At 73.9% G+C, this 23,216-nt stretch carries 20 protein-coding genes; 15 read left to right on the top strand and 5 right to left on the bottom strand.

The window, feature by feature from the left end; all coding sequences use genetic code 11:
- Positions 1 to 26: 26 nt before the first annotated feature.
- The 15 genes from ACFQTY_RS02840 to ACFQTY_RS02910 all read left to right on the top strand — a co-directional run bounded on the left by ACFQTY_RS02840 (position 27) and on the right by ACFQTY_RS02910 (position 15,670).
- Complete coding sequence (locus ACFQTY_RS02840; RefSeq protein WP_378096998.1) at positions 27 to 1,088, top strand: zinc-dependent metalloprotease; 1,062 nt, start codon at positions 27 to 29, stop codon at positions 1,086 to 1,088.
- A 4-nt stretch (positions 1,089 to 1,092) separates the two neighbouring features.
- Positions 1,093 to 2,136 carry a tRNA lysidine(34) synthetase TilS gene (gene tilS / locus ACFQTY_RS02845; protein WP_378097001.1) on the top strand — a complete coding sequence of 348 codons (1,044 nt, stop codon included), beginning with the start codon at positions 1,093 to 1,095 and terminating at the stop codon, positions 2,134 to 2,136.
- A 5-nt stretch (positions 2,137 to 2,141) separates the two neighbouring features.
- On the top strand, positions 2,142 to 2,696 hold the full coding sequence (gene hpt, locus ACFQTY_RS02850) for a hypoxanthine phosphoribosyltransferase (RefSeq protein WP_378097004.1): 555 nt from the start codon (positions 2,142 to 2,144) through the stop codon (positions 2,694 to 2,696).
- 142 nt (positions 2,697 to 2,838) lie between these two features.
- Entirely contained in the window at positions 2,839 to 4,902 is a 2,064-nt protein-coding gene (gene ftsH, locus ACFQTY_RS02855; protein ID WP_378097007.1) for an ATP-dependent zinc metalloprotease FtsH, read from the top strand.
- 1 nt (position 4,903) lies between these two features.
- Positions 4,904 to 5,578: a GTP cyclohydrolase I FolE gene (gene folE / locus ACFQTY_RS02860; protein WP_291758277.1), complete on the top strand. Its 675-nt coding sequence runs from the start codon at positions 4,904 to 4,906 to the stop codon at positions 5,576 to 5,578.
- A 100-nt stretch (positions 5,579 to 5,678) separates the two neighbouring features.
- Positions 5,679 to 6,539 (top strand): dihydropteroate synthase, encoded by an 861-nt coding sequence (gene folP / locus ACFQTY_RS02865; RefSeq protein WP_378099077.1) that lies wholly within the window; start codon positions 5,679 to 5,681, stop codon positions 6,537 to 6,539.
- On the top strand, positions 6,536 to 8,167 hold the full coding sequence (gene folK / locus ACFQTY_RS02870) for a 2-amino-4-hydroxy-6-hydroxymethyldihydropteridine diphosphokinase (protein ID WP_378097011.1): 1,632 nt from the start codon (positions 6,536 to 6,538) through the stop codon (positions 8,165 to 8,167). Before folP ends, folK begins: the two co-directional genes overlap by 4 nt.
- On the top strand, positions 8,149 to 8,658 hold the full coding sequence (locus tag ACFQTY_RS02875) for a DUF3180 domain-containing protein (protein WP_378097014.1): 510 nt from the start codon (positions 8,149 to 8,151) through the stop codon (positions 8,656 to 8,658). Before folK ends, ACFQTY_RS02875 begins: the two co-directional genes overlap by 19 nt.
- A gap of 100 nt (positions 8,659 to 8,758) precedes the next feature.
- Positions 8,759 to 9,268 carry a PH domain-containing protein gene (locus tag ACFQTY_RS02880; protein ID WP_378097017.1) on the top strand — a complete coding sequence of 170 codons (510 nt, stop codon included), beginning with the start codon at positions 8,759 to 8,761 and terminating at the stop codon, positions 9,266 to 9,268.
- A complete protein-coding gene (locus ACFQTY_RS02885; protein WP_378097020.1) occupies positions 9,265 to 10,848 on the top strand; it encodes a PH domain-containing protein in 1,584 nt (527 codons plus the stop codon). Before ACFQTY_RS02880 ends, ACFQTY_RS02885 begins: the two co-directional genes overlap by 4 nt.
- Positions 10,849 to 10,858: 10 nt before the next feature.
- On the top strand, positions 10,859 to 11,839 hold the full coding sequence (locus tag ACFQTY_RS02890) for a Rossmann-like and DUF2520 domain-containing protein (protein ID WP_378097023.1): 981 nt from the start codon (positions 10,859 to 10,861) through the stop codon (positions 11,837 to 11,839).
- Positions 11,839 to 12,756 (top strand): pantoate--beta-alanine ligase, encoded by a 918-nt coding sequence (gene panC / locus ACFQTY_RS02895; RefSeq protein WP_378097026.1) that lies wholly within the window; start codon positions 11,839 to 11,841, stop codon positions 12,754 to 12,756. The genes ACFQTY_RS02890 and panC overlap by 1 nt, the downstream gene beginning before the upstream one ends.
- A 4-nt stretch (positions 12,757 to 12,760) precedes the next feature.
- Positions 12,761 to 14,500, top strand: coding sequence for an L-aspartate oxidase (locus ACFQTY_RS02900; RefSeq protein ID WP_378097029.1), 1,740 nt, complete (start codon positions 12,761 to 12,763; stop codon positions 14,498 to 14,500).
- Positions 14,501 to 14,559: 59 nt separating this feature from the next.
- Entirely contained in the window at positions 14,560 to 15,465 is a 906-nt protein-coding gene (gene nadC, locus ACFQTY_RS02905) for a carboxylating nicotinate-nucleotide diphosphorylase (protein ID WP_378099079.1), read from the top strand.
- A 91-nt stretch (positions 15,466 to 15,556) separates the two neighbouring features.
- On the top strand, positions 15,557 to 15,670 hold the full coding sequence (locus ACFQTY_RS02910; RefSeq protein ID WP_378097032.1) for a DivIVA domain-containing protein: 114 nt from the start codon (positions 15,557 to 15,559) through the stop codon (positions 15,668 to 15,670).
- A gap of 183 nt (positions 15,671 to 15,853) precedes the next feature.
- Here ACFQTY_RS02910 and ACFQTY_RS02915 read toward each other — a convergent pair whose 3' ends face one another.
- The 5 genes from ACFQTY_RS02915 to ACFQTY_RS02935 all read right to left on the bottom strand — a co-directional run bounded on the left by ACFQTY_RS02915 (position 15,854) and on the right by ACFQTY_RS02935 (position 23,176).
- Positions 15,854 to 17,410: a glycoside hydrolase family 43 protein gene (locus ACFQTY_RS02915; protein WP_378097034.1), complete on the bottom strand. Its 1,557-nt coding sequence runs from the start codon at positions 17,408 to 17,410 to the stop codon at positions 15,854 to 15,856.
- Between the two features lie 8 nt (positions 17,411 to 17,418).
- On the bottom strand, positions 17,419 to 19,851 hold the full coding sequence (locus tag ACFQTY_RS02920; RefSeq protein ID WP_378097037.1) for a glycoside hydrolase family 3 N-terminal domain-containing protein: 2,433 nt from the start codon (positions 19,849 to 19,851) through the stop codon (positions 17,419 to 17,421).
- 105 nt (positions 19,852 to 19,956) lie between these two features.
- On the bottom strand, positions 19,957 to 20,832 hold the full coding sequence (locus tag ACFQTY_RS02925; protein WP_291758256.1) for a carbohydrate ABC transporter permease: 876 nt from the start codon (positions 20,830 to 20,832) through the stop codon (positions 19,957 to 19,959).
- Complete coding sequence (locus ACFQTY_RS02930; protein ID WP_291758254.1) at positions 20,832 to 21,857, bottom strand: carbohydrate ABC transporter permease; 1,026 nt, start codon at positions 21,855 to 21,857, stop codon at positions 20,832 to 20,834. Before ACFQTY_RS02930 ends, ACFQTY_RS02925 begins: the two co-directional genes overlap by 1 nt.
- Before the next feature lie 8 nt (positions 21,858 to 21,865).
- Complete coding sequence (locus tag ACFQTY_RS02935) at positions 21,866 to 23,176, bottom strand: extracellular solute-binding protein (RefSeq protein ID WP_378097041.1); 1,311 nt, start codon at positions 23,174 to 23,176, stop codon at positions 21,866 to 21,868.
- Positions 23,177 to 23,216 lie beyond the last annotated feature (40 nt).

Raw genomic sequence — 23,216 nt, forward strand, 5'->3', positions numbered from 1 at the left:
CGCCGCACCGGGTTAGCGTGAGCGTCATGGTGGACGACGACGCCGCGGGCCCGGTCGACTGGAGCGCCGCCGCCCGGGTGGCCGGCCGTCTGGCGCCCCCGGGACCGACCGCCGACCGCGCCGAGCTGACCGCCCTGGTCGCGGAGCTGCGCGATGCGGCGGCGCGCGCCGGTGCCCCGGTGCTGGACACCACCGGCATGCGTCCGGCGGACGGCCGGCCGGCGGCGCAGCTCGCGCGGGTGCTCGTCGTCGACCGTCCGCGCTGGGCCCTGGCCAACACTCAGGTGTTCGCGTCGCTGCTCGGCCCGCTGTCCCGGCACGCCGACGGCAGCCCCGTCGTCGTGCCGGCCGCCGCCCGGCAGGCCGCCGCGGCGCAGGTGGGGGGCGTGCTTGCGCTGCTGGCCGGCAAGGTGCTGGGGCAGTTCGACCCGTTCTCGGGGGCCGAGGGCCGGCTGCTGCTGGTGGCGCCCAACGTGCTCGCGGTGGAGACGGCGATGGGCGTGGACCCGGCCGACTTCCGGCTGTGGGTGTGCCTGCACGAGCTGACGCACGCGCTGCAGTTCGCGGCGGCACCGTGGCTGACGGACCACCTGCGTAACCGGGCTCAGGAGCTGCTCGGCGACCTCGCACCGGGCACCGGTCGCCTCGAGGCGCAGGAGCTGCTCGAGGCGATCGGCCGGGCGCTGGCGGGCGGCCGCGGCGGTGGGGTGCTCGGCCTGCTCACGCCGGCGCAGCGGGCGGTGTTCGACGAGGTGGGCGCCGTGATGGCGCTGCTCGAGGGGCACGCCGACGTCACCATGGACGAGGTCGGGCCGGCGGTGGTGCCGACCGTCGGCCGGATCCGGACGGCGTTCGAGGCCCGCCGGGACGCGAGCGCCTCCGCCGGTGGCCTCGAGCGGCTGCTCCGCCGGCTGCTCGGCATGGACCTCAAGCTGGCGCAGTACCGCGAGGGCGCCGCCTTCGTCCGCGGGGTGCGGGCCCGCGTCGGCACGGACGGCTTCAACGCCGTCTGGACGTCCGCCGACACCCTCCCCACGGCTGCCGAGATCGCCGACCCCGCGGCGTGGGTCGCCCGCGTCCGGCCCTGAGCGCGTGACCGGGCCCTCGGCCGCCGTCGCGGCGGTGCGGCTGGCGGTCAGCCGCGAGCTGGCGGACCTCCCGGCCGGCTCGCTGGTGCTGGTCGCGTGCTCCGGCGGTGCCGACTCCCTGGCGCTGGCGGCGGGCACGGCGTTCGTCGTCGGACGCGCCGCGCGCCACGTGGACGAGGCCGGGGGAGTGCCCCCGCTGCGCGCGGGTGCGGTGGTGGTGGACCACGGGCTGCAGGACGGGTCGGCCACGGTGGCGACGCGCGCCGCGGAGCAGTGCCGCCGGTTGGGGCTGGATCCCGTGCTGGTGGTCCCGGTCACCGTCGACGGCCCCGGCGGGCCCGAGGCCGCGGCGCGGGACGCCCGGTACGCGGCGCTCGAGGAGGCGGCGCGACGCACCGGTGCCGCGGCGGTGCTGCTGGGCCACACCCTCGACGACCAGGCCGAGACCGTGCTGCTCGCGCTCGCACGGGGGTCCGGCGCCCGGTCGCTGGCGGGCATGCCGACGCGCCGCGGCCCGTTCCGCCGCCCCCTGCTGCAGCTGCGCCGCGCCGACACCGCGGCGGCGTGCACCGCCCAGCGGCTGCTGCCGTGGCAGGACCCAACCAATGCCGCCGCGCCGGACGGCCCGCGCCGCAGCCGCGTGCGGCACCAGCTGCTGCCGGCGGCCGAGCGGGTGCTCGGCCCCGGGGTGGTGCCCGCCCTCGCACGGACCGCCGAGCAGCTGCGCGAGCAGGCGGACGCCGTCGACGAGCTCGCCGACCGGCTGCTCGCCGAGGCGGCGTCCCGCGGGGTGCCGACGGCCGGCTGGGACGCCGAGACCCTCGCGGCGGCCGTCCCCGGCGTCCGGCGGGCCGCGCTGCACGCGGCGGCGCTGCGCACCGGCTGCCCGCCCGGCTCCGTCACGCGACTCCACGTCCTGGCGCTCGACGCGCTGCTCGTCGACTGGCACGGGCAGGGGCCCGTGCACCTGCCCGGCGGGATGGTCGGCGTCCGGGAGTGTGGCAGGCTCGTCCTCACCGAATCCCCCTCCCCTTCACGACAGGAGTAGCCGCGGTGGACGCTGCCGACATGGGAGCCGACCTGGAGCGGGTGCTCCTCACGCAGGAGCAGCTGCACGGCCGGCTGGACGAGCTCGCGGCGCAGATCGACGCCGACTACGCCGGCAAGGACCTGCTGCTGGTCGGGGTGCTCAAGGGCGCGGTGATGGTGATGGCGGACCTGGTGCGCCGCCTGCACCTGCCCGTGCAGATGGACTGGATGGCGGTCTCGTCGTACGGCTCGGGCACCAAGTCCTCCGGCGTCGTCCGGATCCTCAAGGACCTCGACGCGGACCTGACCGGCCGCCACGTGCTGATCGTCGAGGACATCATCGACTCCGGCCTGACCCTCTCCTGGCTGCTGTCGAACCTGCGCTCGCGCGGACCGGTCAGTGTCGAGATCGCCACCATGCTCCGCAAGCCGGAGGCGCTGAAGGTGGACGTCCCGGTCAAGTACGTCGGCTTCGACATCCCCACCGAGTTCGTCGTCGGCTACGGCCTGGACTACGCCGAGAAGTACCGCAACCTCCCGTTCGTCGGCACCCTGGCGCCGCACGTCTACGCCGGCTGAGACACCGGCTGAGACGTCGCTGAGGGCGCTGAGCCCTGCGCGAACAGGGCGGACCGGGCCGCGGGACCGTCAGATTCACCATGTACCGTCGAGGCCAGCAGCCCTGCGACCCGGAGGATGAGGGGCCCGGCCCCGATCGCCCATGAATCTCAAGCGCCTCGCCCGCGGACCCGTCGTGTGGGTCGTCATCGCCCTGCTGCTGATCGTGTTCGCGTTCAGCGCGCTGCGGGTGCCCACCGTCCAGCGGATCGACACCTCGGACGGTCTGGCGCTGCTCAAGGGCGGCACGGTGGACCAGGTCCGCATCGTCGACACCGCCCAGCGCGTCGACATGACCCTGACGCAGGACTTCAACAAGAACAACCACGACTTCGGCAAGCAGGTGCAGTTCTTCTACGTCGCGCCGCAGGGCCCGACCGTGGTGGACGCCGTGCAGAGCGCCAACCTGCCGAAGGGCTACACGTCCGACGGGCCTGCCGTCTCGTCGTGGTGGAGCAGCCTGCTGTCCCTCGTGCTGCCGTTCGTGCTGATCCTCGGCGCGTTCTGGTTCCTCATGTCCAACATGCAGGGCGGCGGCAACCGGGTGATGAGCTTCGGCAAGTCGCGCGCCAAGCTGGTGAACAAGGAGTCGCCGCAGGTGACGTTCGCCGACGTGGCGGGCGTGGACGAGGCGGTGGAGGAGCTCGAGGAGATCAAGGAGTTCCTCTCCGAGCCGGCCAAGTTCCAGGCCGTCGGCGCCAAGATCCCCAAGGGCGTGCTGCTGTACGGCCCGCCCGGTACCGGCAAGACGCTCCTGGCCCGCGCGGTCGCCGGTGAGGCGGGCGTGCCGTTCTACTCGATCTCCGGCTCGGACTTCGTCGAGATGTTCGTCGGCGTCGGCGCCAGCCGCGTGCGCGACCTGTTCGACCAGGCGAAGCAGAACGCGCCGGCGATCATCTTCGTCGACGAGATCGACGCGGTCGGCCGGCACCGCGGTGCGGGCCTGGGCGGCGGGCACGACGAGCGCGAGCAGACGCTGAACCAGATGCTCGTCGAGATGGACGGGTTCGACGTCAACGCCAACGTCATCATGATCGCGGCGACCAACCGGCCGGACATCCTCGACCCGGCGCTGCTGCGCCCCGGCCGCTTCGACCGCCAGGTGTCGGTGGAGCCGCCGGACCTCAAGGGCCGGGAGCACATCCTGCAGGTGCACGCCAAGGGCAAGCCGATGGCCCCGGCGGTCGACCTGACCGCGGTGGCCCGCCGCACCCCCGGCTTCACCGGTGCGGACCTGGCCAACGTGCTGAACGAGGCCGCCCTGCTGACCGCCCGCTCCAGCGCCAAGATCATCGGCGACCGCGAGCTGGACGAGGCGATCGACCGCGTCGTCGCCGGCCCGCAGAAGCGCACGCGCGTGATGAACGTCAAGGAGCAGAAGATCACCGCCTACCACGAGGGCGGCCACGCCCTGGTGGCGGCGGCGCTGCGGTACACCGACCCGGTGACCAAGGTGACGATCCTGCCCCGCGGCCGCGCCCTCGGCTACACGATGGTGATGCCGACGGAGGACAAGTACTCCACCACTCGCAACGAGCTGCTCGACCAGCTCGCGTACGCCATGGGCGGCCGCGTCGCGGAGGAGCTGGTGTTCCACGACCCGACCACGGGTGCGAGCAACGACATCGAGAAGGCCACCGAGGTGGCCCGCAAGATGGTCACGCAGTACGGCATGAGCGCCTCGCTCGGCTCGGTGAAGCTGGGCCAGGAGTCGTCCGAGGTGTTCCTCGGCCGCGACGTCGGCCACCAGCGGGACTACTCCGAGTCGGTCGCCAGCCGGATCGACGTCGAGGTCCGCGCGCTGATGGAGAAGGCGCACGACGAGGCGTGGGAGATCCTGGTCGAGTACCGCGACGTCCTGGACCGCCTGGTGCTCGAGCTCCTGGAGAAGGAGACGCTGAACGCCGAGCAGCTGCGCGAGGTGTTCCACGACGTCGTCAAGCGCGAGCCGCGCGAGGTGTGGCTGTCCAGCGAGGAGCGCGCGGTGTCCGAGCGCGGACCCGTGATGACGGCGGCGGAGAGGGCCGCGCTGAACGGTCACGACGTGGTGCCGCAGGACGAGGCCGCCGCCGCGACCCACGAGCACCCGCCGGTCGAGGTGGTCGAGGTGCCGCCGAACCAGACGCCGGACACCCCCGGCCCCACCGACACGACCGGGCGCCTCTGACATGGCCGACCGCGCCGTGGGTGCACCGGTCGAGGACGACCTGGCCGACGACGAGACGCCCGAGCAGCGCTCGGTGATCGGTCCGCTGGTGGACGGCGGCCGCGCGGTGCGGCCGTTCGACGCCGCCCGTGCGGAGGCCGCCGTCCGCGAGCTGCTGATCGCCGTCGGCGAGGACCCGGACCGCGAGGGGCTGCTGGACACGCCCGCGCGGGTGGCCCGCGCCTACCGGGAGACGTTCGCCGGCCTGTTCCAGGACCCGCGCGACGTGCTGACCACCACGTTCGACGCCGGTCACCAGGAGATGGTGATGGTGCGCGACATCGCCGTGTACTCCACCTGCGAGCACCACCTGGTCCCGTTCCACGGCGTCGCCCACGTGGGCTACATCCCCGGCACGGACGGTCGCATCACCGGCCTGTCCAAGCTGGCCCGGGTGGTGGAGGTCTACGCCCGCCGCCCGCAGGTGCAGGAGCGGCTGACGTCGCAGATCGCGGACGCCCTGGTCGAGGTGCTGAACCCCGGTGGCGTGATGGTGGTGCTCGAGTGCGAGCACCTCTGCATGTCGATGCGCGGGGTCCGCAAGCCCGGTGCTCGCACGGTCACCTCCGCGGTGCGCGGTCAGATGCGCGACGCCGCGACCCGGGCCGAGGCGATGGCCCTGGTGCTGGGTCGCTGACCCGTGCACCGGCCTGCGTAGGGTGACGCCCGTGAGCACCGGCGCGCGCAGCGGCCCGGCGTCCCTCGCGCACCTCGGTGACGGTGACCGGACGCTGGTGATGGGCGTCGTCAACGTGACGCCCGACTCCTTCAGCGACGGCGGACGCTGGTTCACCACCTCCTCGGCGGTGGCGCACGGCCTGCAGCTGCTGACCGACGGTGCCGACCTGCTGGACGTCGGCGGCGAGTCCACGCGGCCCAACGCCCCGCGGGTCCCGGTGGAGGAGGAGCTGTCCCGGGTGCTGCCCGTGGTCCGCGAGCTGGTGGCGCACGGTGCGACGGTCAGCGTGGACACCACGCGGGCGGTGGTGGCGCAGCAGGCGGTGGACGCCGGCGCGCTGCTGGTCAACGACGTGTCCGGCGGCCTGGCGGACCCGGAGATGGCGGCGCTGGTGGCGCGCACCGGCGTCGCGTACGTGGCGATGCACTGGCGCGGGCACGCCGACGTGATGGACGCCCACGACCGGTACGACGACGTGGTCGCCGACGTGCTGGCCGAGCTGCGCACCCGGCTGGCCGAGCTGCGCGCCGCCGGCGTGCGGGACGAGCAGGTGGTGCTGGACCCGGGCCTCGGCTTCGCCAAGGCCGGTGCGAGCAACTGGCCGCTGCTGGCCCACCTCGACGTGCTGCAGGCCGAGGGTTTCCCGGTGCTGGTCGGCGCCAGCCGCAAACGGTTCCTCGGCCACCTGCTGGCCGGGCCGGACGGCGAGCCGGTACCTCCCGCGGAACGCGACGGGGCGACGGCGGCGATCAGTGCGCTCGCGGCGGCGGCGGGGGTGTGGGCCGTCCGGGTGCACGAGGCCCGGGGTTCGGCCGATGCGGTGCGGGTCGCCGCGGCGTGGCGCGCGGCCGCGGGCGGTGGCAGGAACGGCATCGGGCACGATGACGTGCACGACGAGACGGTAGGAGGCCCGCGGTGAGCGGTGAGCAGCCGGTGGTGGACGAGGCCGGGCGCGAGCTGGACCGGATCCGGTTGACCGGGATCGCAGCCACCGGCCGGCACGGGCTGCTGCCCGAGGAGCGGCGCGACGGTCAGCAGTTCCTGGCCGACGTCGTCGTGCACCTGGACACGCGCCGCGCCGCGGCGCGGGACGACCTGACGTACTCCGTCGACTACGGCCGCCTGGCGCAGGAGGTGCACGCCGTGCTCGCCGGCGAGCCGGCCGACCTGATCGAGACGGTCGCCGAGCGGATCGCCGCCACCGTGCTGGCCCACCCGGGCGTGCTGGCCGTCGACGTGGCGGTGCACAAGCCGCAGGCGCCGATCACCGTGCCCTTCGGCGACGTCGTCGTCGAGATCCACCGGGACCGGCGCAAGCTGCCCGCCGCGGAGCCGTACCGCGCGCAGCAGGGGACGGGCGAGCCGCCCACCGCCAGCGCCGCGACCCGTGCCGCCGCCCACGCCCACCCGCGCACGGCGCCCCTGCCGCTCGCCGAGACACCGGCCGGCGTCACGCTGCCCGCACCGTCCTCGGCGCGCGCCCCGCACGCACCGAGCGCACCGCTCGAGATCCCGACGTTCGCCGACATCGTCGGTCCCGAGGCCGCCGCACTGGCGGCCGCGATGCTGCCCGGCACCACGGCGCCGGGTGCCGCGGTTCCCGGGGCCGCCATGCCGGCCGTGGCCGTGCCTGGGATGGGTGCGGCCGAGCTGGCCGCGGTCCCGGCCGAGCGCTCCGAAGCGGTCGCCGTGCCGTCGTGGGAGCCCGTGATGGCGGTGCCGGACGACGTCTCCGAGACGACGGTCCTGCCCCGCACGCCGGCCGACGCACCCGAGCCGGCCGCACCGGAGTCGCCGGCCGCACCGGTGCCCGTGCCCGTGCCCGCGGCCGCTGCGCCCGGCGACGCGCTGGACCAGCGCCCGGCGGCGCCGGTCGACGTGGTGCTGGCCCTGGGCTCGAACCTCGGCCCGTCCCAGGAGACGCTGCGCGAGGTGGTCGCCGAGCTGGGCCAGCTGCCCGGCCTCGAGGTGGTGAAGGTCTCGCCGCTCGCGCGGACGGCACCGGTCGGCGGTCCGGAGCAGCCGGACTACCTCGACGCGGTGGTGCTGGCCCGCACGACGCTCGCGCCGCGGGAGCTGCTGCACGCCCTGCAGCTGCTGGAGGACCGGCACGGTCGGGTGCGGCTGGAGCGGTGGGGCCCGCGCACGCTGGACCTCGACATCGTGGTGTACGGCTCGGTGCTGGCCGTCACGGACGACCTCGAGCTGCCGCACCCGCGTGCCCACCAGCGTGCCTTCGTGCTGCAGCCGTGGGCGCAGGTGGACCCGACCGCCGTGCTGCCGGGCCTCGGCGGCGGCCCCGTCGCCCAGCTGGCGGACACCGCACCGGACCGTGACGGTGTGCGGTGGATGGCCCTCGACTGGCTGACGGCGCCGGTGCAGCACACCGGGTCGCTGGACGTCTCCGGGCACGGCCCCGCGGCGCAGGGGCCATCGGCGCACGCAGCCCCGGCGCACGCACCCGGCGCGACCCCGGCCCCCGCGGCGGCACCCCACGAGGACCAGGCCGACGACGACGCGGGACCCGCGTGGCCGTGGGGTCCGTGATGCGGCGGACCCGCTGGCAGAGCCTCCTGCTCGTCGCGCTCGTCGTCGGGGTGCTGGCCGCGCTGCTCACCACGGAGCTGTCCCGCCGCGGACCCGGCATGCCGACGGTGCCGTGGCTGGTGGCCGTGGTGGAGCTGCTGATCTCCGCGGTGGTGTTCTCGATGGGCTGGGCGGTGCGGCAGTTCCTGCGCGGCCACCGGCCGGACCTCGACCCGATCCGGGCGGCACGGACCGCGGTGCTGGCCAAGGCGGCGTGCTACACCGGCGCGCTGCTGGTGGGCTGGTACGGCGGTCAGCTGGCGGCGCTGCTGCTCTCCCGGGACCTGCCCGGGAGCGGACCTCGGGCGGCTGCGGCCGGTGTCGCCGCGGGCGGCGCGCTGGTGATGGCGGTGGTCGGCCTGGTGGTGGAGTGGTTCTGCCGCATCCCGCCACCGCAGGACGAGCAGCCCCAGGAGTCCGGCGGTGCGGAGCCGGACCCGTCGCCGAGCTGACGTCGGGGCGCCGACTCGACATCAGGGCACCGGCCCCGACGGCACCCGGACCGGCGCAGGTCCCGGCCGCAGGCGTTGCGGCCGATGCTTGGATGGCCTCATGACCAGCTCCGGCCCTGTCTCGACCGACGCCCTGTTCCAGCCGGCGGACATCGTCTGGACACCCGTCTCCCCACGGCTGGCCGCTGCGCGGCTGACGGTCGCGGCGATCGTCCTCGTCCCGCTCCTCGTCGCGGGCGTCGTGTGGGCGGTCCTCACCGGGGCGGCCGCGGTGTGGATCGCGCCTGCCGCGGTGCTGGCGGTCGGGGTGTGGCTCGGATGGCTGGTGCCGCGGCAGGTGCGCGCCGTCGGCTACGCCGAGCGGGCGGAGGACCTGCTGATCCGCCGCGGCATCATGTTCAAGACCCTGGTCGTGGTGCCCTACGGCCGCATGCAGTACGTCGACGTGAACGCCGGACCGGTGGACCGCAGCTTCGGCATCGCGGCCGTCCAGCTGCACACCGCCGCACCCAACACCGACGCCTCGATCCACGGTCTGCGGCCCGAGGAGGCCGCACGGCTGCGTGACCGCCTCGCCTCGCGCGGCGAGGCCCGGCTGGCGGGCCTGTGAGCGCCGCCGAGACGCCGCCCGCCGCGGGCCCGGCCCCCGTCACGGCAGAAGCCGTCGGCGAGGATTCCTACGCCTGGCGGCGGGTGCACCCGATCACCCCGCTGCTGCGCGGGTGGAAGGCGCTGGTCGCCGTGCTCGCGATCTTCGCGGCGCAGGCCGGTGACAACGTCCGCAACCTCGCGCACGTGCTCGGTGGCCGCACGTGGCTGGCGCTGGTCGGCGTGCTGGTGCTGGTCACCGTGGTGACGTTGGTGTACTCGGCGTTTGCGTGGCGGGCGATGCGGTTCGCCGTCACGGACGAGGCGGTGCACCTGCGGCAGGGCATCGTGTTCCGGCAGCAGCGGCAGGCCCGGCTGGACCGGCTGCAGGCGGTGGACGTGGTGCAGCCGCTGCTGGCCCGGCTGGTCGGCCTGTCGGAGCTGCGGCTGGAGGTGGCCGGCGGGCACGGGTCCGCGGTGTCGCTGTCGTTCCTGCGCGAGGACGAGGCCGATGCGCTGCGCGCCGAGCTGCTGGCGCTCGCGGCCGGCCTGCGTCGGCCGTCGGCACCGCCGCCCTCGGCCGTGCCCGACGCGCAGACGGTGCCGATGGTGCCCGGCTCCCCGCTGCCGCCGTCGTCCACCGTGCCGTCCGTGCCCCGGGCGCTCGGCCCCGCCTCTGTCCCGGCCCCTGTCACTGCCCCGGGGTTCGCACCCGCACCGGAGCAGCAGGTGTACGAGCTGCCGATGCCGCGGCTGCTCGGCTCGATCCTGCTGTCCGGCGGCACCGTCTGGCTGGTGCTGGGCGTGGTCGCCATCACCGTCACGATCGTCGTGAGCGACAGCATCGACGCCGCGTTCGGCGTGCTGCCCGCGGTGCTCGGCGCCGTCAGCTGGGTGTGGTCCCGGCTGAACGGCGCCGCGACGTTCCGCGCCGCCATCTCCCCGGACGGCATCCGGCTGCGGCACGGGCTGACCGAGACCCGCACGCAGACCGTCCCGCCGGGCCGGGTGCAGGCCGTCCGGCTGCACCAGCCGCTGCTGTGGCGGTCTCGCGACTGGTGGCGGGTGCAGATCAACGTCGCCGGCTACGGCACGGAGGCCAAGGAGCGGGAGAACGAGGCGGTGCTGCACCCCGTCGCCACGCGGCAGGAGGCGATGACGGCCCTGTGGCTGGTGCTGCCGGACCTCGGCGTCGCGGACCCGCAGGCGGTGCTCGACGCCGCGTTCACCGGCAGGGGCGACGACGGCGGGTTCACGCCGTCGCCACGGGCCGCGCGTTGGGTGGACCCGATCGGCTGGCGGCGACGGGGCGTGCTGGTGACGGAGCGGGCGCTGCTGGTCCGCTCCGGCCGGTGGTGGCGTTCCGTCGAGGTGGTGCCGCACGAGCGCACCCAGTCGCTGGCCGTGCGGCAGGGGCCGATCCAGCGGGCGCTCGGCGTCGCGACCTTCGTCGTGCACTCCACGCCCGGGCCGGTGTCGCCGCGTGCGGAGCACCTGACCGAGCAGGCGGCGGCCGCGCTGCTGGACGAGCAGGCGGCGCGCGCCCGGCAGGCTCGCCAGGCGGCCGGGCCGGAGCAGTGGATGCGCCGGGGCGCGTCGTGAGCCGGACCGCATGAGCGCCCAGCCCGTGGACCCCGCCGCCCGCCCCGGTCGGCTCGGGGTGGGGGTGGTCGGCGCCGGCCGCGTCGGTGCGGTGCTCGGCAGCGCGCTGCGGGCCGCGGGGCACCCCGTGGTGGCCGTCAGCGCCGTCTCGCAGGAGTCGCGCGACCGTGCCGACGCGCTGCTGCCCGGCGTCCCGGTGGTCGACGTGCCCGAGGTGGTGCGGCGTGCCGAGCTGGTGCTGCTGGCGGTACCGGACGATGCGCTGGCGCCGCTCGTCGCCGGGCTGGCGGAGGTCGGCGCCTGGCAGGCGGGACAGCTGGTCGTGCACACCAGCGGCCGGTTCGGCACGGACGTGCTGACGCCGGCGCGCACCGCGGGGGTGATCCCGCTGGCGCTGCACCCGGCGATGACGTTCACCGGCACCTCGCTGGACCTCGCGCGGCTGGAGGGCTGCCCGTTCGCCGTGACGGCGCCCGCGCCGGTGCTGCCGATCGGTCAGGCGCTCGTGGTCGAGGTGGGCGGTGAACCCGTGGTGCTCGCCGAGGACGCCCGTCCGCTGTACCACGCGGCCCTGGCGCACGGGGCGAACCACCTGGTGGTCCTCGTGGCGCAGGCTGCGCAGGCGCTCGCGGCGGCCGGTGTGGACGATCCCGGCCGGATGCTGCGCCCGCTGCTGGAGGCGGCGCTCGACACCGCCCTGCGGGCCGAGTCGGCCGGCGGCGCCGGGGCGATCACCGCGCTGACCGGACCCGTGCGGCGTGGTGATGCCGGCACCGTCGAGCAGCACCTGGAGCAGCTGACCGCCCTCGGCGGACGCACCGGAGCCGTCGACGTGGTCGGGGGGTACCGTGCTCTCGCGCGCGCCGCCACGGCGCGGTCGCTGGCTGCCGGCCTGGTGGATGCCGCGGCGGCCCAGCGGCTGCTGGACGTGCTGGCGGGCGCCCCGGACGGCCGGTCCCAGACCGGCGACGGCGGCCCGCAGGAGGACTGATGACGGACAGCGCGCCGGTGCTGGTCCACGACGTCGCGCAGCTGTCGGCGGCGCTCGACGCGTCGGCACCCGGCGGTGACCGTGACGGTGACGCGACGCCGTACGGCCGGGCCGTCGTGATGACGATGGGGGCGCTGCACGCCGGACACCTGTCGCTGGTGCGCGCCGCCAAGGAGCTCGCCTCCCGCGTCGTCGTCACCATCTTCGTCAACCCGCTGCAGTTCGGTCCGGGCGAGGACCTGGAGCGCTACCCCCGCGACCTGGACGGCGACCTCGCGCTGCTGTCCGGCCCCCGCCTGCTCGGAGCGGGCGACGTGGTGTTCGCCCCGACGCCGCAGGTGATGTACCCCGACGGCGAGCCCTCGGTGCGCGTGTCGGCCGGGCCGATCGGCACGGTGCTCGAGGGTGCTGTCCGGCCCGGGCACTTCGACGGCGTGCTGACGGTGGTGCTCAAGCTGCTGCACCTGACCCGGCCGGACGTGGCGCTGTTCGGCCGCAAGGACGCCCAGCAGCTGGCCGCCGTCCGGGCGATGGTGCGCGACCTGGACGTGCCGGTCGACGTGCGCGGCGTGCCGATCGTCCGGGACGACGACGGCTTGGCGCTCTCGAGCCGCAACGCGTACCTGCGCCCGGAGGACCGGCAGCGGGCGCTGGCCCTGTCCCGGTCGCTGGCTGCCGGTCGGGACCGCGCAGCCGCCGGCGGCGCCCCCGACCAGGTGCGTTCCGTCGTCCGGGCGGTTCTCGACGCGCAGCTCGACGAGCAGGTGGACGCCGTCGACTACGTCGCCCTGCTCGATCCCGACACCTTCACCGAGGTCCCCGACACCGCAGTCGGCACCGCAGTGCTGGCCGTTGCCGCCCGGGTGGGCGGTACCCGGCTGATCGACAACACCGACGTCGAGCTGATCGGACGCTGACCTGATGACCCTCGCCGAGACGGGCGCCCGCACGGCGCCCACCCGCACCGGTGTGCACGTCGCGACGCACCTGGCGGCACCGGAACCGGGCTGGACCACCCACGCGGACGCCGTCGTCGTCGGCTCGGGCATCGCCGGCCTGACCGCCGCGCTGGAGCTGCGCACGCGGGTGCCACGCGTGGTGCTGGTGACCAAGGACGTGCTCGCCTCGGGCTCCACCGTCTGGGCGCAGGGCGGCATCGCCGCGGCGCTGGCGCCGACCGACTCCCCGGAGGCCCACCTCGCGGACACGCTGGTGGCCGGGGCGGGGCTGTGCGACGAGCGAGCGGTGCGGGTGCTGGTCACCGAAGGCCCGGCGCGGGTGCGCGAGCTGGCCGCACGCGGGGCGGTGTTCGACCGGGCGCCCGACGGCAGCATCTCGTTGGGCCGCGAGGGTGGGCACCTGGCCGACCGGATCGCCCACGCCGGTGGCGACGCGACCGGTGCCGAGGTCAGCAGGGCCCTGGTGGCGCAGATCGAGGCGGTGCGCGACGACCCGGGCATCGAGGTGCTGGAGCACGCCCTGGTGGTGGACGTGCTGACCGGCGCTCCGGGGGACGGCGGACGGCCCGGTCCGGTGGCCGGTGTCACGGTCCACGTGATCGGCGAGGGCAGCCGGGACGGGGTCGGCGCGGTGCTGGCGCCCGCGGTGATCCTGGCGACTGGCGGGATCGGCCAGGTGTACCGCTCGTCCACCAACCCGGTGCAGGCCACCGGGGACGGGATCGCCGCCGCGCTGCGTGCCGGTGCGCGGCTGGGTGACGTCGAGTTCGTGCAGTTCCACCCGACGGTGCTGTGGCTCGGTTCCGCCGTGAAGGGCCAGCTGACGCTGGTGTCCGAGGCGGTGCGCGGCGAGGGCGCCCGCCTGCTGGACACCGACGGGGTGCGGTTCATGCCGCAGGTGCACCCGCTGGCCGAGCTGGCACCGCGGGACGTCGTGGCGCACGCGATCGTCCGGCGGATGGCCGCGACCGGCACCGACCACGTGTGGCTCGACGCCCGCCACCTCGGCGCCGACTTCCTGCGGCACCGGTTCCCGACGATCACCGAGCGGCTGGCCGACCACGGCGTCGACTGGACCACCGACCTGGTACCGGTGGCCCCTGCGCAGCACTACTTCTCCGGCGGCGTGGTGACCGACCTCGACGGGCGCACCGCCGTGCCCGGCCTGTACGCCGTGGGGGAGGCGGCGTGCACGGGCGTGCACGGGGCCAACCGGCTGGCGTCGAACTCCCTGCTCGAAGGGCTGGTGTTCGCGCACCGGGCCGCGAACCACGTGGCCGAGGCGATCTCGTCCGGCACGCTGACCGTCGTCCCGCCGGTGCTGCGCCGCGGGGAGCCCGCGCTGGTCGCGGCCGCCGCCCGAGCGCGGGTACAGCGCGTGGCGACGGACGGGTCCGGCGTCCTCCGTGACGCCGAGGGTCTGCGCCGGGCGCTCGACCGGCTGGGTCAGGTGGGCACCGACGCGTACGTGCCGCCGGAGGACGGGCGGGCGGTGGCCGAGCCGCAGCCGGCCGAGTGGGAGACGACCAACGTGCACCAGGTGGCCACCGCGATCACCGCCGCGGCGCTGCTGCGCGAGGAGACGCGCGGGGGGCACGTGCGGACCGACTTCCCGGTGCCCGACGAGGCCTGGCGGCTGCGTCAGGAGCTGGAGCTCGACGCGGACGGCATGCTGACGGTCACCCCGGTGGCCCTCCCGTGACGGCGCCCGACGTGCGCACCGCCGTGGCCGGAACGCCTGCTGGTACGGCAGGCACGCCGATCGGTGTCCTGCCCGGTGATCCGGGCCCGGACGGCTCGGCCGTCGAGCGCCTGGTCGCGGCTGCGCTCGACGAGGACCTCGGGGTCGCCCCGGGCCGGGACGTCACCACGCAGGCGACGGTGCCGCCCGACGAGGTGGGCACAGCCCGGCTGATGGCCCGCGCCGACGGCGTGCTCGCCGGCGTCGTCGTCGTCCCCACCGTCCTCGCCCAGGTGGCCGACCGCCTCGCCCTGCCGACCCCGACCATGACCGTGCACCTCCCGGACGGTTCCGCTCTGCACCGTGGCGACGTCGTCGCCGAGCTGACCGGTCCCGTGCAGGTGCTCCTGGTCGCCGAGCGCACGCTGCTCAACCTCGTCTCCCGCGCCTCCGGCGTCGCGACGCACACCCGTCGCTTCGCCGACGTCCTCGTCGGTACCGGCGCCCGTGTGCTCGACACCCGCAAGACCACCCCCGGTCTGCGCGCACTCGAGAAGTACGCCGTCCGGTGCGGCGGCGGCACCAACAAGCGCATGGGCCTGTACGACGTCGCGATGGTCAAGGACAACCACGTGGTGGCCGCCGGCGGGGTCGCGGCGGCGGTGCGCGCGGTCCGCGACCGTTTCCCGGACGTGGCGATCCAGGTCGAGGCGGACACCCTGGACCAGGCGATGGAGGCGCTCGACGCGGGCGCCGACTTCCTGCTGCTCGACAACATGCCCGTCCCGCTGCTGACCGACGTGGTCGCGGCGGTCCGTGCCCGCGAGCCGCAGACCGGCCGGGTCGAGCTCGAGGCCACCGGCAACCTCACCCTCGACACCGCTGCCGCCGTGGCCCGCACGGGGGTCGACTACCTGTCCGTCGGTGCCCTCACCCACTCGTCCCCGATCCTCGACCTGGCGCTCGACCTCGACGCACTCGCCTGACGTCGTCGCCTGACGGCTCGGGCTCGCGGGCGCCGACGGTCCGCCCGCCGAACCCCCTGCGTGGGGCCATGGCTGGTGCCACCATCGCCCCGTGTCGGCCGACGACGTGACCGCCCTCCGGTTCGCCGCGACGAAGCTCCGCGAGGGCTACGACCAGGACGCGGTCGACGACCTGCTCGACCGCGTGGTCGCCGCACTGCGGTGACCACGCGGCCGGGCTACCCACGATCGCCGGCGACGTGGCCGCGACGGGAGCCGGCATCCCTCTGCGGCAGTACGCCTGGTGTACGTACACCGGGCGTACAGCGCGAAGGGGGGAGGCCTGGTCCTCGCGGCACGCCGTGGCCGCTGACACACGCGGATGGCACGGCCGGGCTCCGTGGAGCGGTCAGGCGGTGAGCGGCTCGTACGAGAAGCGCCGGACGTGGGCGACCGTGCTGGTCGGGCGGGCGTTGCTGGTGGCGTAGACGCCGATCCACAGGCCGAGGAACCCGCCCGTTGCGACGCTGTCCAGCGTGCGGGCGTCGGCCGTGGCGACCTGGACCAGCACCTCGTCATCGGTGGCGACGAGCAGCCGGTACTCCGGGCCCCGCGCCTCCACCGTGAGCGTCACGGCGCCGTTGCCGGCGATGGGCGCCGAGCCCAGCGTCGTGTCGACCCCGCCCTGGCGGTGCACGGCGACCGCGCTGCGTCCTCCCGTCGAACCCGTGACGAAGAACCGGACGTGGTCGTCCTCCGACTGGCGGATCGCCACGCCCACCTCCTCGCCGAGCACGGCGGGGGTGTCGAGCACCGCACGGACGTCCACGTCCACGTGCTGCTGCCGCACGCCGAGGAAGGCGGGGGTGAACGGGTCGGCCAGCGTCGTCGGCCGCATCGTGAGGTCCCAGCCGTCCTCCACGGGCACCGCGAGCTCCGCCGCCGGCCGGCGCAGGGACGTCCAGCGCAGGTCGTCGGGACGCACCACGCCCGAGGTCCGACCCTGCGAGGAACCCAGCGGCCCTCCGAGGGCGAACGGCACCTCGACCTCGTCGGGCACCCGACCCAGCCCCGGTGCGAAGACGGGCCAGCCGTCCTCCCACGTCACCGGCACCAGGAACGTCTCGCGGCCCAGCGGGTAGTGGTAGCCGCCGTACGTCCGCATGCCGAGCAGCACCGCCCACCAGCTGCCGTCGGCCGCCTGGACCAGGTCGGCGTGCCCGACGCCGACCACGGCGGAGCCGTGGCCCAGGTGCCGGTGGGTCAGCACCGGGTTGCCCTTGTTGCCGACGTACGGCCCGCTCACCGCCTCCGCGCGGGCAACCGACACCGCGTGGTGGAACTCCGTGCCACCCTCGGCGGCCAGCAGGTAGTAGGCGCCGTCGACCTTGTACAGGTGCGGTCCCTCGGCCCAGACGACGTCCTTGAGGGCGCCGTTCCAGATCACGGTCTCGGGACCGACGAGCGTCCGGGTGACCTGGTCGAGCTCGCGGACCCAGACCTCCGTCTGGTCGTGCCACTGCGGCTCGCGGGCCAGCCGGGTGCCGTGCAGCCACACGCGGCCGTCGTCGTCGAAGAAGATCGACGGGTCGATGCCGTCGGCGTCCAGCCACACCGGGTCGGACCACGGCCCGGCCGGGTCGGTGGCGGTCATCAGGAAGTTGCCACCACGGGTGGCGTCCTTCTGGTCCACGAGGGTGCAGACGAGCCAGAACAGCCCGTCGTGATGGCGCAGCGTCGGCGCATACAGGCCGCCGGACGACGCGATGCCGTCGTAGTCCAGCTGTCCGGGACGGTCGACGACGTGGCCGATCTGCTCCCACGACACCAGGTCGCGGCTGTGGAGCACGGGCAGGCCGGGCCAGTACTCGAACGTGGACGTGACCAGGTAGTAGTCGTCGCCGACGCGGCAGATGCTCGGGTCCGGGTGGCAGCCCGGCAGCAGCGGGTTGTGCACGGTGCTCATGCGTCGGCTCAGGCCCCGGCCAGCTTGACCTCGACCCAGCGCGAGTCGGCCCCGCTCACCCGGTGCACGTCGCCCGTGACCGCCAGGACGGCCCGGTCGGTGGCGGTGCCCGGCAGGGAGCGGCGTGCGACCGCCTTCTCGTTGGCGATGACGCCGCCGGTCGCCTCGTCGGTCCGCGCGCCGGCACCGGAGGCAGCGGCGTGGGCACCGACCCACACCTCGACGTCACCGGGCTCGACGACGCGCACCAGCCGCCGGTCGGAGAACGCGAACCGCGTGGTCGGCACCAGGAAGGTGACGCGCACCGACTCGCCGGGGTCCAGCTCGACCCGGGTGTACCCCAGCAGCTGCACCACGGGGCGGGTGATCGTCGCCTGCACGTCGTGCCCGAACAGCTGCACCACGTGGCTGCCCGCCACCGTTCCGGTGTTGCGCACCGTGACGGCGGCGGTGAACGTGCCGCCCGCCTCGACGGACGGCTCCACGACGAGGTCGTCGTACGCGAAGTCCGTGTACGACAGCCCGAAGCCGAACGGCCGCAGCGGCGTCGAGTCGGCCGACGTGACGTCGGACGGCCCGCCGAGCACCGGGTGCAGGTAGGAGTACGGCTGGGCACCCGTGGACCGGGGGAGCGAGACGGGCAGCCGTCCCGACGGGTTGACCAGGCCGGTCACCACGTCGGCGATCGCCAGGCCGCCGCCCTCACCGGGGAAGAACGCCTGCAGCACGGCCGCCGGCACCGCGCCGCCGTCCGGACCGCCGTCGAACGCCCAGTCCACCGCGTACGGCCGACCGGTCAGCATCACCAGGACCACGGGGGTGCCCGTGGCGACCAGCGCCTCGACCAGCTGCCGCTGCACGCCGGGCAGCTCCAGGGACTCGGCGTCGTTGCCCTCGCCGACCGTCCCGCGCCCGAACAGCCCCGCCTGGTCGCCGACGACGACGACCGCCACGTCCGACCCGGCCACGGCCTCCACCGCCGGCGCGAAGCCGGACGTGTCGTCCCCCTCGGGGTCGCAGCCCCGCGCGTACACCAGCTCGGAGCCGGCCAGGCCGGCTCGCGAGAACGCGGACCCGAGGCCCTCGAGCACCGTCGGGATCGAGAACCCCAGCGGCAGCTCGGGGTGGTGCGCCAGCACGTGGTTGGCGAAGGAGTAGCAGCCCATCAGCGCCTCGGACCGGTGCGCGTTGGGGCCGACGACGGCCACCCGCCTCGGCGTCGTGGTCCACCGGTTCAGCGGCAGCACCCCGTCGTTGGCCAGCAGCACCACCGACTCCTCGGCCAGCCGGCGCGCCAGCGCCTGGTGCCGGGGGGAGTCGAGGTCGATGTCCGTCGGTGGCTCGTCCTCGAACGCGTCCTCGTCGAGCAGCCCCAGCTGCTCCTTCTGGCGCAGGGCCCGCAGCACCGCCCGGTCCACCCAGGCCTCGTCGAGCTGCCCGGACCGCACGCGCTCCGCCAGCGGCTCCAGGTAGGCGTCCCCCGTCGGCAGCTCGATGTCGATGCCGGCCTGCAGCGCCAGAGCCGCGGCCTCGCCGCGGTCGGCCGCCACCTTGTGCATCACCTCGAGGAACGCCACCGCGAAGTAGTCGGCGACGACGACGCCGTCGAACCCCCACTCGTCGCGCAGCAGCGTGGTCAGCAGGTCGGCGTTGGCCGCCATCGGCACGCCGTCCACGTCGGTGTAGGAGTTCATCACCGACCGCACGCCACCGTCGCGCACCGCCATCTCGAACGGCGGCAGGAACACGTCCGCCAGCTCGCGCGGACCGGCGCTGACCGGCGCGTGGTTGCGGCCGGCCTTGGACCCCGAGTACCCGACGAAGTGCTTGAGCGTCGCGTGCACCCCGGCGTCCTGCAGACCGCGCACGTACGACGTGCCGACGGTGCCCACCAGGTACGGGTCCTCGCCGATGCACTCGTCGACCCGCCCCCAGCGCGGGTCGCGGATCACGTCGAGGACCGGTGCCAGCCCCTGGTGGATGCCCAGCTGGTGCATCGAGTCGCCGATCGCGCGGCCGGCCTCCTGCACCAGCTCGGGGTCGAACGACGCCCCCCAGGCCAGCGGCGTCGGGTACGTCGCCGCCTGCCAGGCCGCCAGGCCGGTGAGGCACTCCTCGTGCACCAGCGCCGGGATCCCCAGCCGGGTCTCCCGCTTCAGCCGACGCTGCTCGGCCCACAGCCAGGCGGCCCGCTCGGCGGGGTCCACCGGCCGGGTGCCGTACACGCGGGTGTAGTGGCCCAGACCGTGCTCCGTGATCTCGCCCAGCCGGCCGGAGTCCTTCTGGCCCGAGGCCATCTCCGACTGCATCGGCGCCACGGTGCCGTTCTGGTCCAGCCAGTAGCCCACCAGCTGGGCCAGCTTCTCCTCGAGCGTCATGCGGGCGTGCAGGGCGCGGACGCGCTGCGAGACCTCCGGCACGGCGGGGACGTCCTCGGACACGGGCACGACTTCTCTCTGGTCAGCGGAGGTGAAGGCAGGGCGGCCGCGCCGCGCGGCTCGTGAGGCAGTGAGCCAGGGGCGCGGCCACCGGGAGGAGGAGGTGGGTCAGCCCTTGACGGCGCCGGTCAGGCCGCCGACGATGCGGCGCTCGAACAGCGAGAAGAAGATCAGGGCGGGAATCATCGAGAGGGACGTGAACGCCAGCACGCGGGCGGTGTCCACCGCGTACTGCGAGGCGAACGCCTGCACCCCGAGGGGCAGCGTGTACGACGTCTCGTTATTCATCAGGAACAGCGGGAGCATGTAGCTGTTCCAGGACGCGATGAACGCGAGGATGCCGGTGGTCACCACACCCGGCACGGACAGCGGGACGACCATCCGGAAGAAGAACCCGAGCCGGCTGGCGCCGTCGATGGACGCCGCCTCCTCGATCTCCTTGGGGATGGCCCGCAGGAACGGCACCAGGATGATCACCGTGGTCGGCAGGGCGAAAGCGATCTGCGGCAGGATGATCCCGGCCAGCGTGTTCATCAGGCCGAGGCTCTTGATCATGATGTACAGCGGCGTGATCGCCACGGTCATCGGGAACATCAGGCCGGCGGCGAACAGCGAGTACATCGCGCCACGGCCCTTGAACTGGTACCGGGCGATCACGTAGCTCGCCATCACGCCGAGCACCACGACGCCGAGGGTGGTGAACACCGCGGTGATCACGGAGTTGCTGACCTGCCGCCAGAAGATGCTGCTGCGCAGCACCTCGAGGTAGTTGTTGACCTGCCAGTGCGTGGGGAACCCGGACGGGTCGGTGGTGATCTGCGCGTTGGTGCGGAAGCCGCCGATGATGATGTAGATGACCGGCCCGATGCAGATCGCCACGAAGACGAATGCGATGAAGTACGTCAGCGGGCTGCCCCAGCCGACGCTGTCGGCCTTCCGGGTCCGTGCGATCCGGCCCGGCGCTTGAAGGGTCGTCGTCGCCATCACTTCTTCCCTTCCGTGAGCGCGCCCTCGGTGTCACGTCGGAGCACGAAGCGCTGGTAGATCAGGGCGACGATCAGGGAGATCACGAACAGGACCACGGCGACCGCGTTGCCGAAGCCGTAGTTCCCGGCGTTGCGGCCGTTGGTCACCATGTACGTCGCCATCGTCGAGGTGCCCGCCGTGGAGGACACGTACTGGCCCCAGATGATGTAGACGAGGTCGAACAGCTGCATCGAGCCGATGATCGACAGGAACGCCCAGATGCGGATGGTCGGGCCCAGCAGCGGCAACGTGATGCGCCGCTGCGTCTGCCAGTAGCTGGCGCCGTCGATCGAGGCGGCCTCGAACAGCTCCTCGGGGATCGACTGCAGGCCGGCCAGGAACAGGATCACGGCGAAGCCGATGTACTTCCAGCTGATGACCAGCATCAGCGACCAGATCGCCAGCTTGGGGTTGGACAGCCAGTCGATCGGGTGGTGGATCAGGCCGATCTTCTCCAGCACGCTGTTCACCGCGCCGACGGTCTGCAGCATCAGCGACCAGCCGGTGCCGACGATCACCTCGGAGATGACGTACGGCACGAAGATCAGCACGCGGATGATCGAGCGTCCGCGCATCTTCTGGTTGAGCAGCAGGGCCAGGGCCACCGCCGCCGGTCCCTGGATGATCAGGGACAGCACCACGATGAAGCCGTTGTGCATCAGGGCCTGGTGGAACGTCGGGTCCTGGAAGATCACGACGTAGTTGTGCAGGCCGACGAAGTTGGTGGGCCGGCCGAAGCCCTTCCACTTGTAGAAGCCGTAGTACGCCGCCATCAGCACCGGGAAGATGACGAACGTCAGGAACACCAGGATGGCCGGGCCCGCGAGGATCGTGATCTCGAGCCGCTTGCGCCAGTCGGGCCCGGAGCCTCGCCGCGGCCGGCGGGCCGGGGACGGTGCCGTGCGGGCACCGCCCCCGACCGCCGAGGGACCCTCGGGCGACGTCGTGAGTGTCGGCGAGTTCTCGCCCAGAGAGTCGCTCATGGTGCTGATCAGCCCTTGGCCGCCGCGTCGTTGGTGGCCTTGACGATGCCGGCCGCGTCACCCTTGCCGGCGAGCATGTTCACCACGCCGCTGTTCAGGGCGTTGCCGACGTTCTGGCCGAACAGCGTGTCCAGCCAGACGGAGACGTACGGCGCGTTGTTGTACGCCTTGAGGATGTCGAGCAGGGCGGGGTCGGTGACGGCGCTCTGCGCGTCCTTGCTGGCGGGCAGCGTCTGGAAGGCCTTGGAGTAGCCCTCCTGGTACTGCTTCTGCATCGCGAAGTTGAGGAACTGCGCGCACTCCTTCGGCGCCTTGGCCGAGCAGGAGTAGCCGTCGACGCCACCCATCATGGCCGCCGGGTCGCCCTTGCCGCCGTCAACGGCCGGGAACGGGAACCAGCCGAGGTCCGGCAGAGCCTTGGCGTCCGGGGTCAGGGACGCGATCACGCCCGGGTCCCACGCACCCATGAGCTCCATGGCCGCCTTGTGGTTGGCGATCAGACCGGCCGACGAGCCGGCGCCCTGCTGGGCGGAGGTGGTGAGGAAGCCCTGGTTGAACGGGTTGGTCGCGGCGAACGTCTGCAGGTCCTGGCCCGCCTTGGTCCAGCACGGGTCGTTGAAGGAGCGGGACTTGGCGGCCGCGGCCATCGTGTCCTTGCTGCACTCTCGCAGCGCGAAGAAGTAGAACCAGTGCGCGGCGGGCCACGCGTCCTTGGCGCCGAGCGCGATGGGCTCGATGCCGGCCGCCTTGAGCTTGGTGACCGCCTCGTTCAGGTCCGCCATGGTCTTCGGCGTCGAGGTGATGCCGGCCTTGGTGAACAGGTCCTTGCTGTAGTAGATGCCGCCCGGCAGCACCGCGACGGGCATGCCGTAGACCTTGCCGTCGACGGAGAACGCGCTGAAGGCGCCGTCGCCGACCGCCGACTTGGTCGCCGCGTCGATCTTGCCCGTGAGGTCCTGCGCCTGGCCGGCCGCCACGACGTCGGCGAGCTTGCCGCCACCGCGCGCCATGAAGATGTCCGGCGCGTCGCCCGAGTTCAGGGCGGTCTGCAGCTTGCCGTCCATGTCCTCGTTCTGGATGGCCTGGATGTTGATGGTGACGTTCGGGTTGGCCGTCTCGAAGTCCTTGACGGTGCTCTCCCAGTACGCCTTGCCGTCACCCGTGGTCGAGTTGTGCCAGAAGGTCATCGTGACCTTGCCGCCGCCGGCGGCGGAGCTGGCCGTGGACCCGGAACCCGAGCCACCGCTGCTGCACGCGGTGAGCACGAGGGCGCCCGCCGCCAGGACGGCCGCAGCCGCCAGGGACTTCCTTGCCTTCATGAGATCTGTCCTCTTCGTTGAGCTGCACTCAAGTGGTCAG

It is taken from the genome of Cellulomonas sp. T2.31MG-18, assembly GCF_964266755.1.
In the GTDB taxonomy this organism is placed as follows: Bacteria; Actinomycetota; Actinomycetes; order Actinomycetales; family Cellulomonadaceae; genus Cellulomonas.

Excerpts from the sequence above, each read along its gene's own strand:
- ACFQTY_RS02840 (WP_378096998.1), top strand. The coding sequence starts at position 27 with ATGGTGGACGACGACGCCGCGGGCCCGGTCGACTGGAGCGCCGCCGCC.
- ftsH (WP_378097007.1), top strand. The coding sequence starts at position 2,839 with ATGAATCTCAAGCGCCTCGCCCGCGGACCCGTCGTGTGGGTCGTCATC.
- folE (WP_291758277.1), top strand. The coding sequence starts at position 4,904 with ATGGCCGACCGCGCCGTGGGTGCACCGGTCGAGGACGACCTGGCCGAC.
- folP (WP_378099077.1), top strand. The coding sequence starts at position 5,679 with ATGGGCGTCGTCAACGTGACGCCCGACTCCTTCAGCGACGGCGGACGC.
- ACFQTY_RS02880 (WP_378097017.1), top strand. The coding sequence starts at position 8,759 with ATGACCAGCTCCGGCCCTGTCTCGACCGACGCCCTGTTCCAGCCGGCG.
- ACFQTY_RS02890 (WP_378097023.1), top strand. The coding sequence starts at position 10,859 with ATGAGCGCCCAGCCCGTGGACCCCGCCGCCCGCCCCGGTCGGCTCGGG.
- panC (WP_378097026.1), top strand. The coding sequence starts at position 11,839 with ATGACGGACAGCGCGCCGGTGCTGGTCCACGACGTCGCGCAGCTGTCG.
- ACFQTY_RS02900 (WP_378097029.1), top strand. The coding sequence starts at position 12,761 with ATGACCCTCGCCGAGACGGGCGCCCGCACGGCGCCCACCCGCACCGGT.
- ACFQTY_RS02915 (WP_378097034.1), bottom strand. The coding sequence starts at position 17,410 with ATGAGCACCGTGCACAACCCGCTGCTGCCGGGCTGCCACCCGGACCCG.
- ACFQTY_RS02925 (WP_291758256.1), bottom strand. The coding sequence starts at position 20,832 with ATGGCGACGACGACCCTTCAAGCGCCGGGCCGGATCGCACGGACCCGG.
- ACFQTY_RS02930 (WP_291758254.1), bottom strand. The coding sequence starts at position 21,857 with ATGAGCGACTCTCTGGGCGAGAACTCGCCGACACTCACGACGTCGCCC.
- ACFQTY_RS02935 (WP_378097041.1), bottom strand. The coding sequence starts at position 23,176 with ATGAAGGCAAGGAAGTCCCTGGCGGCTGCGGCCGTCCTGGCGGCGGGC.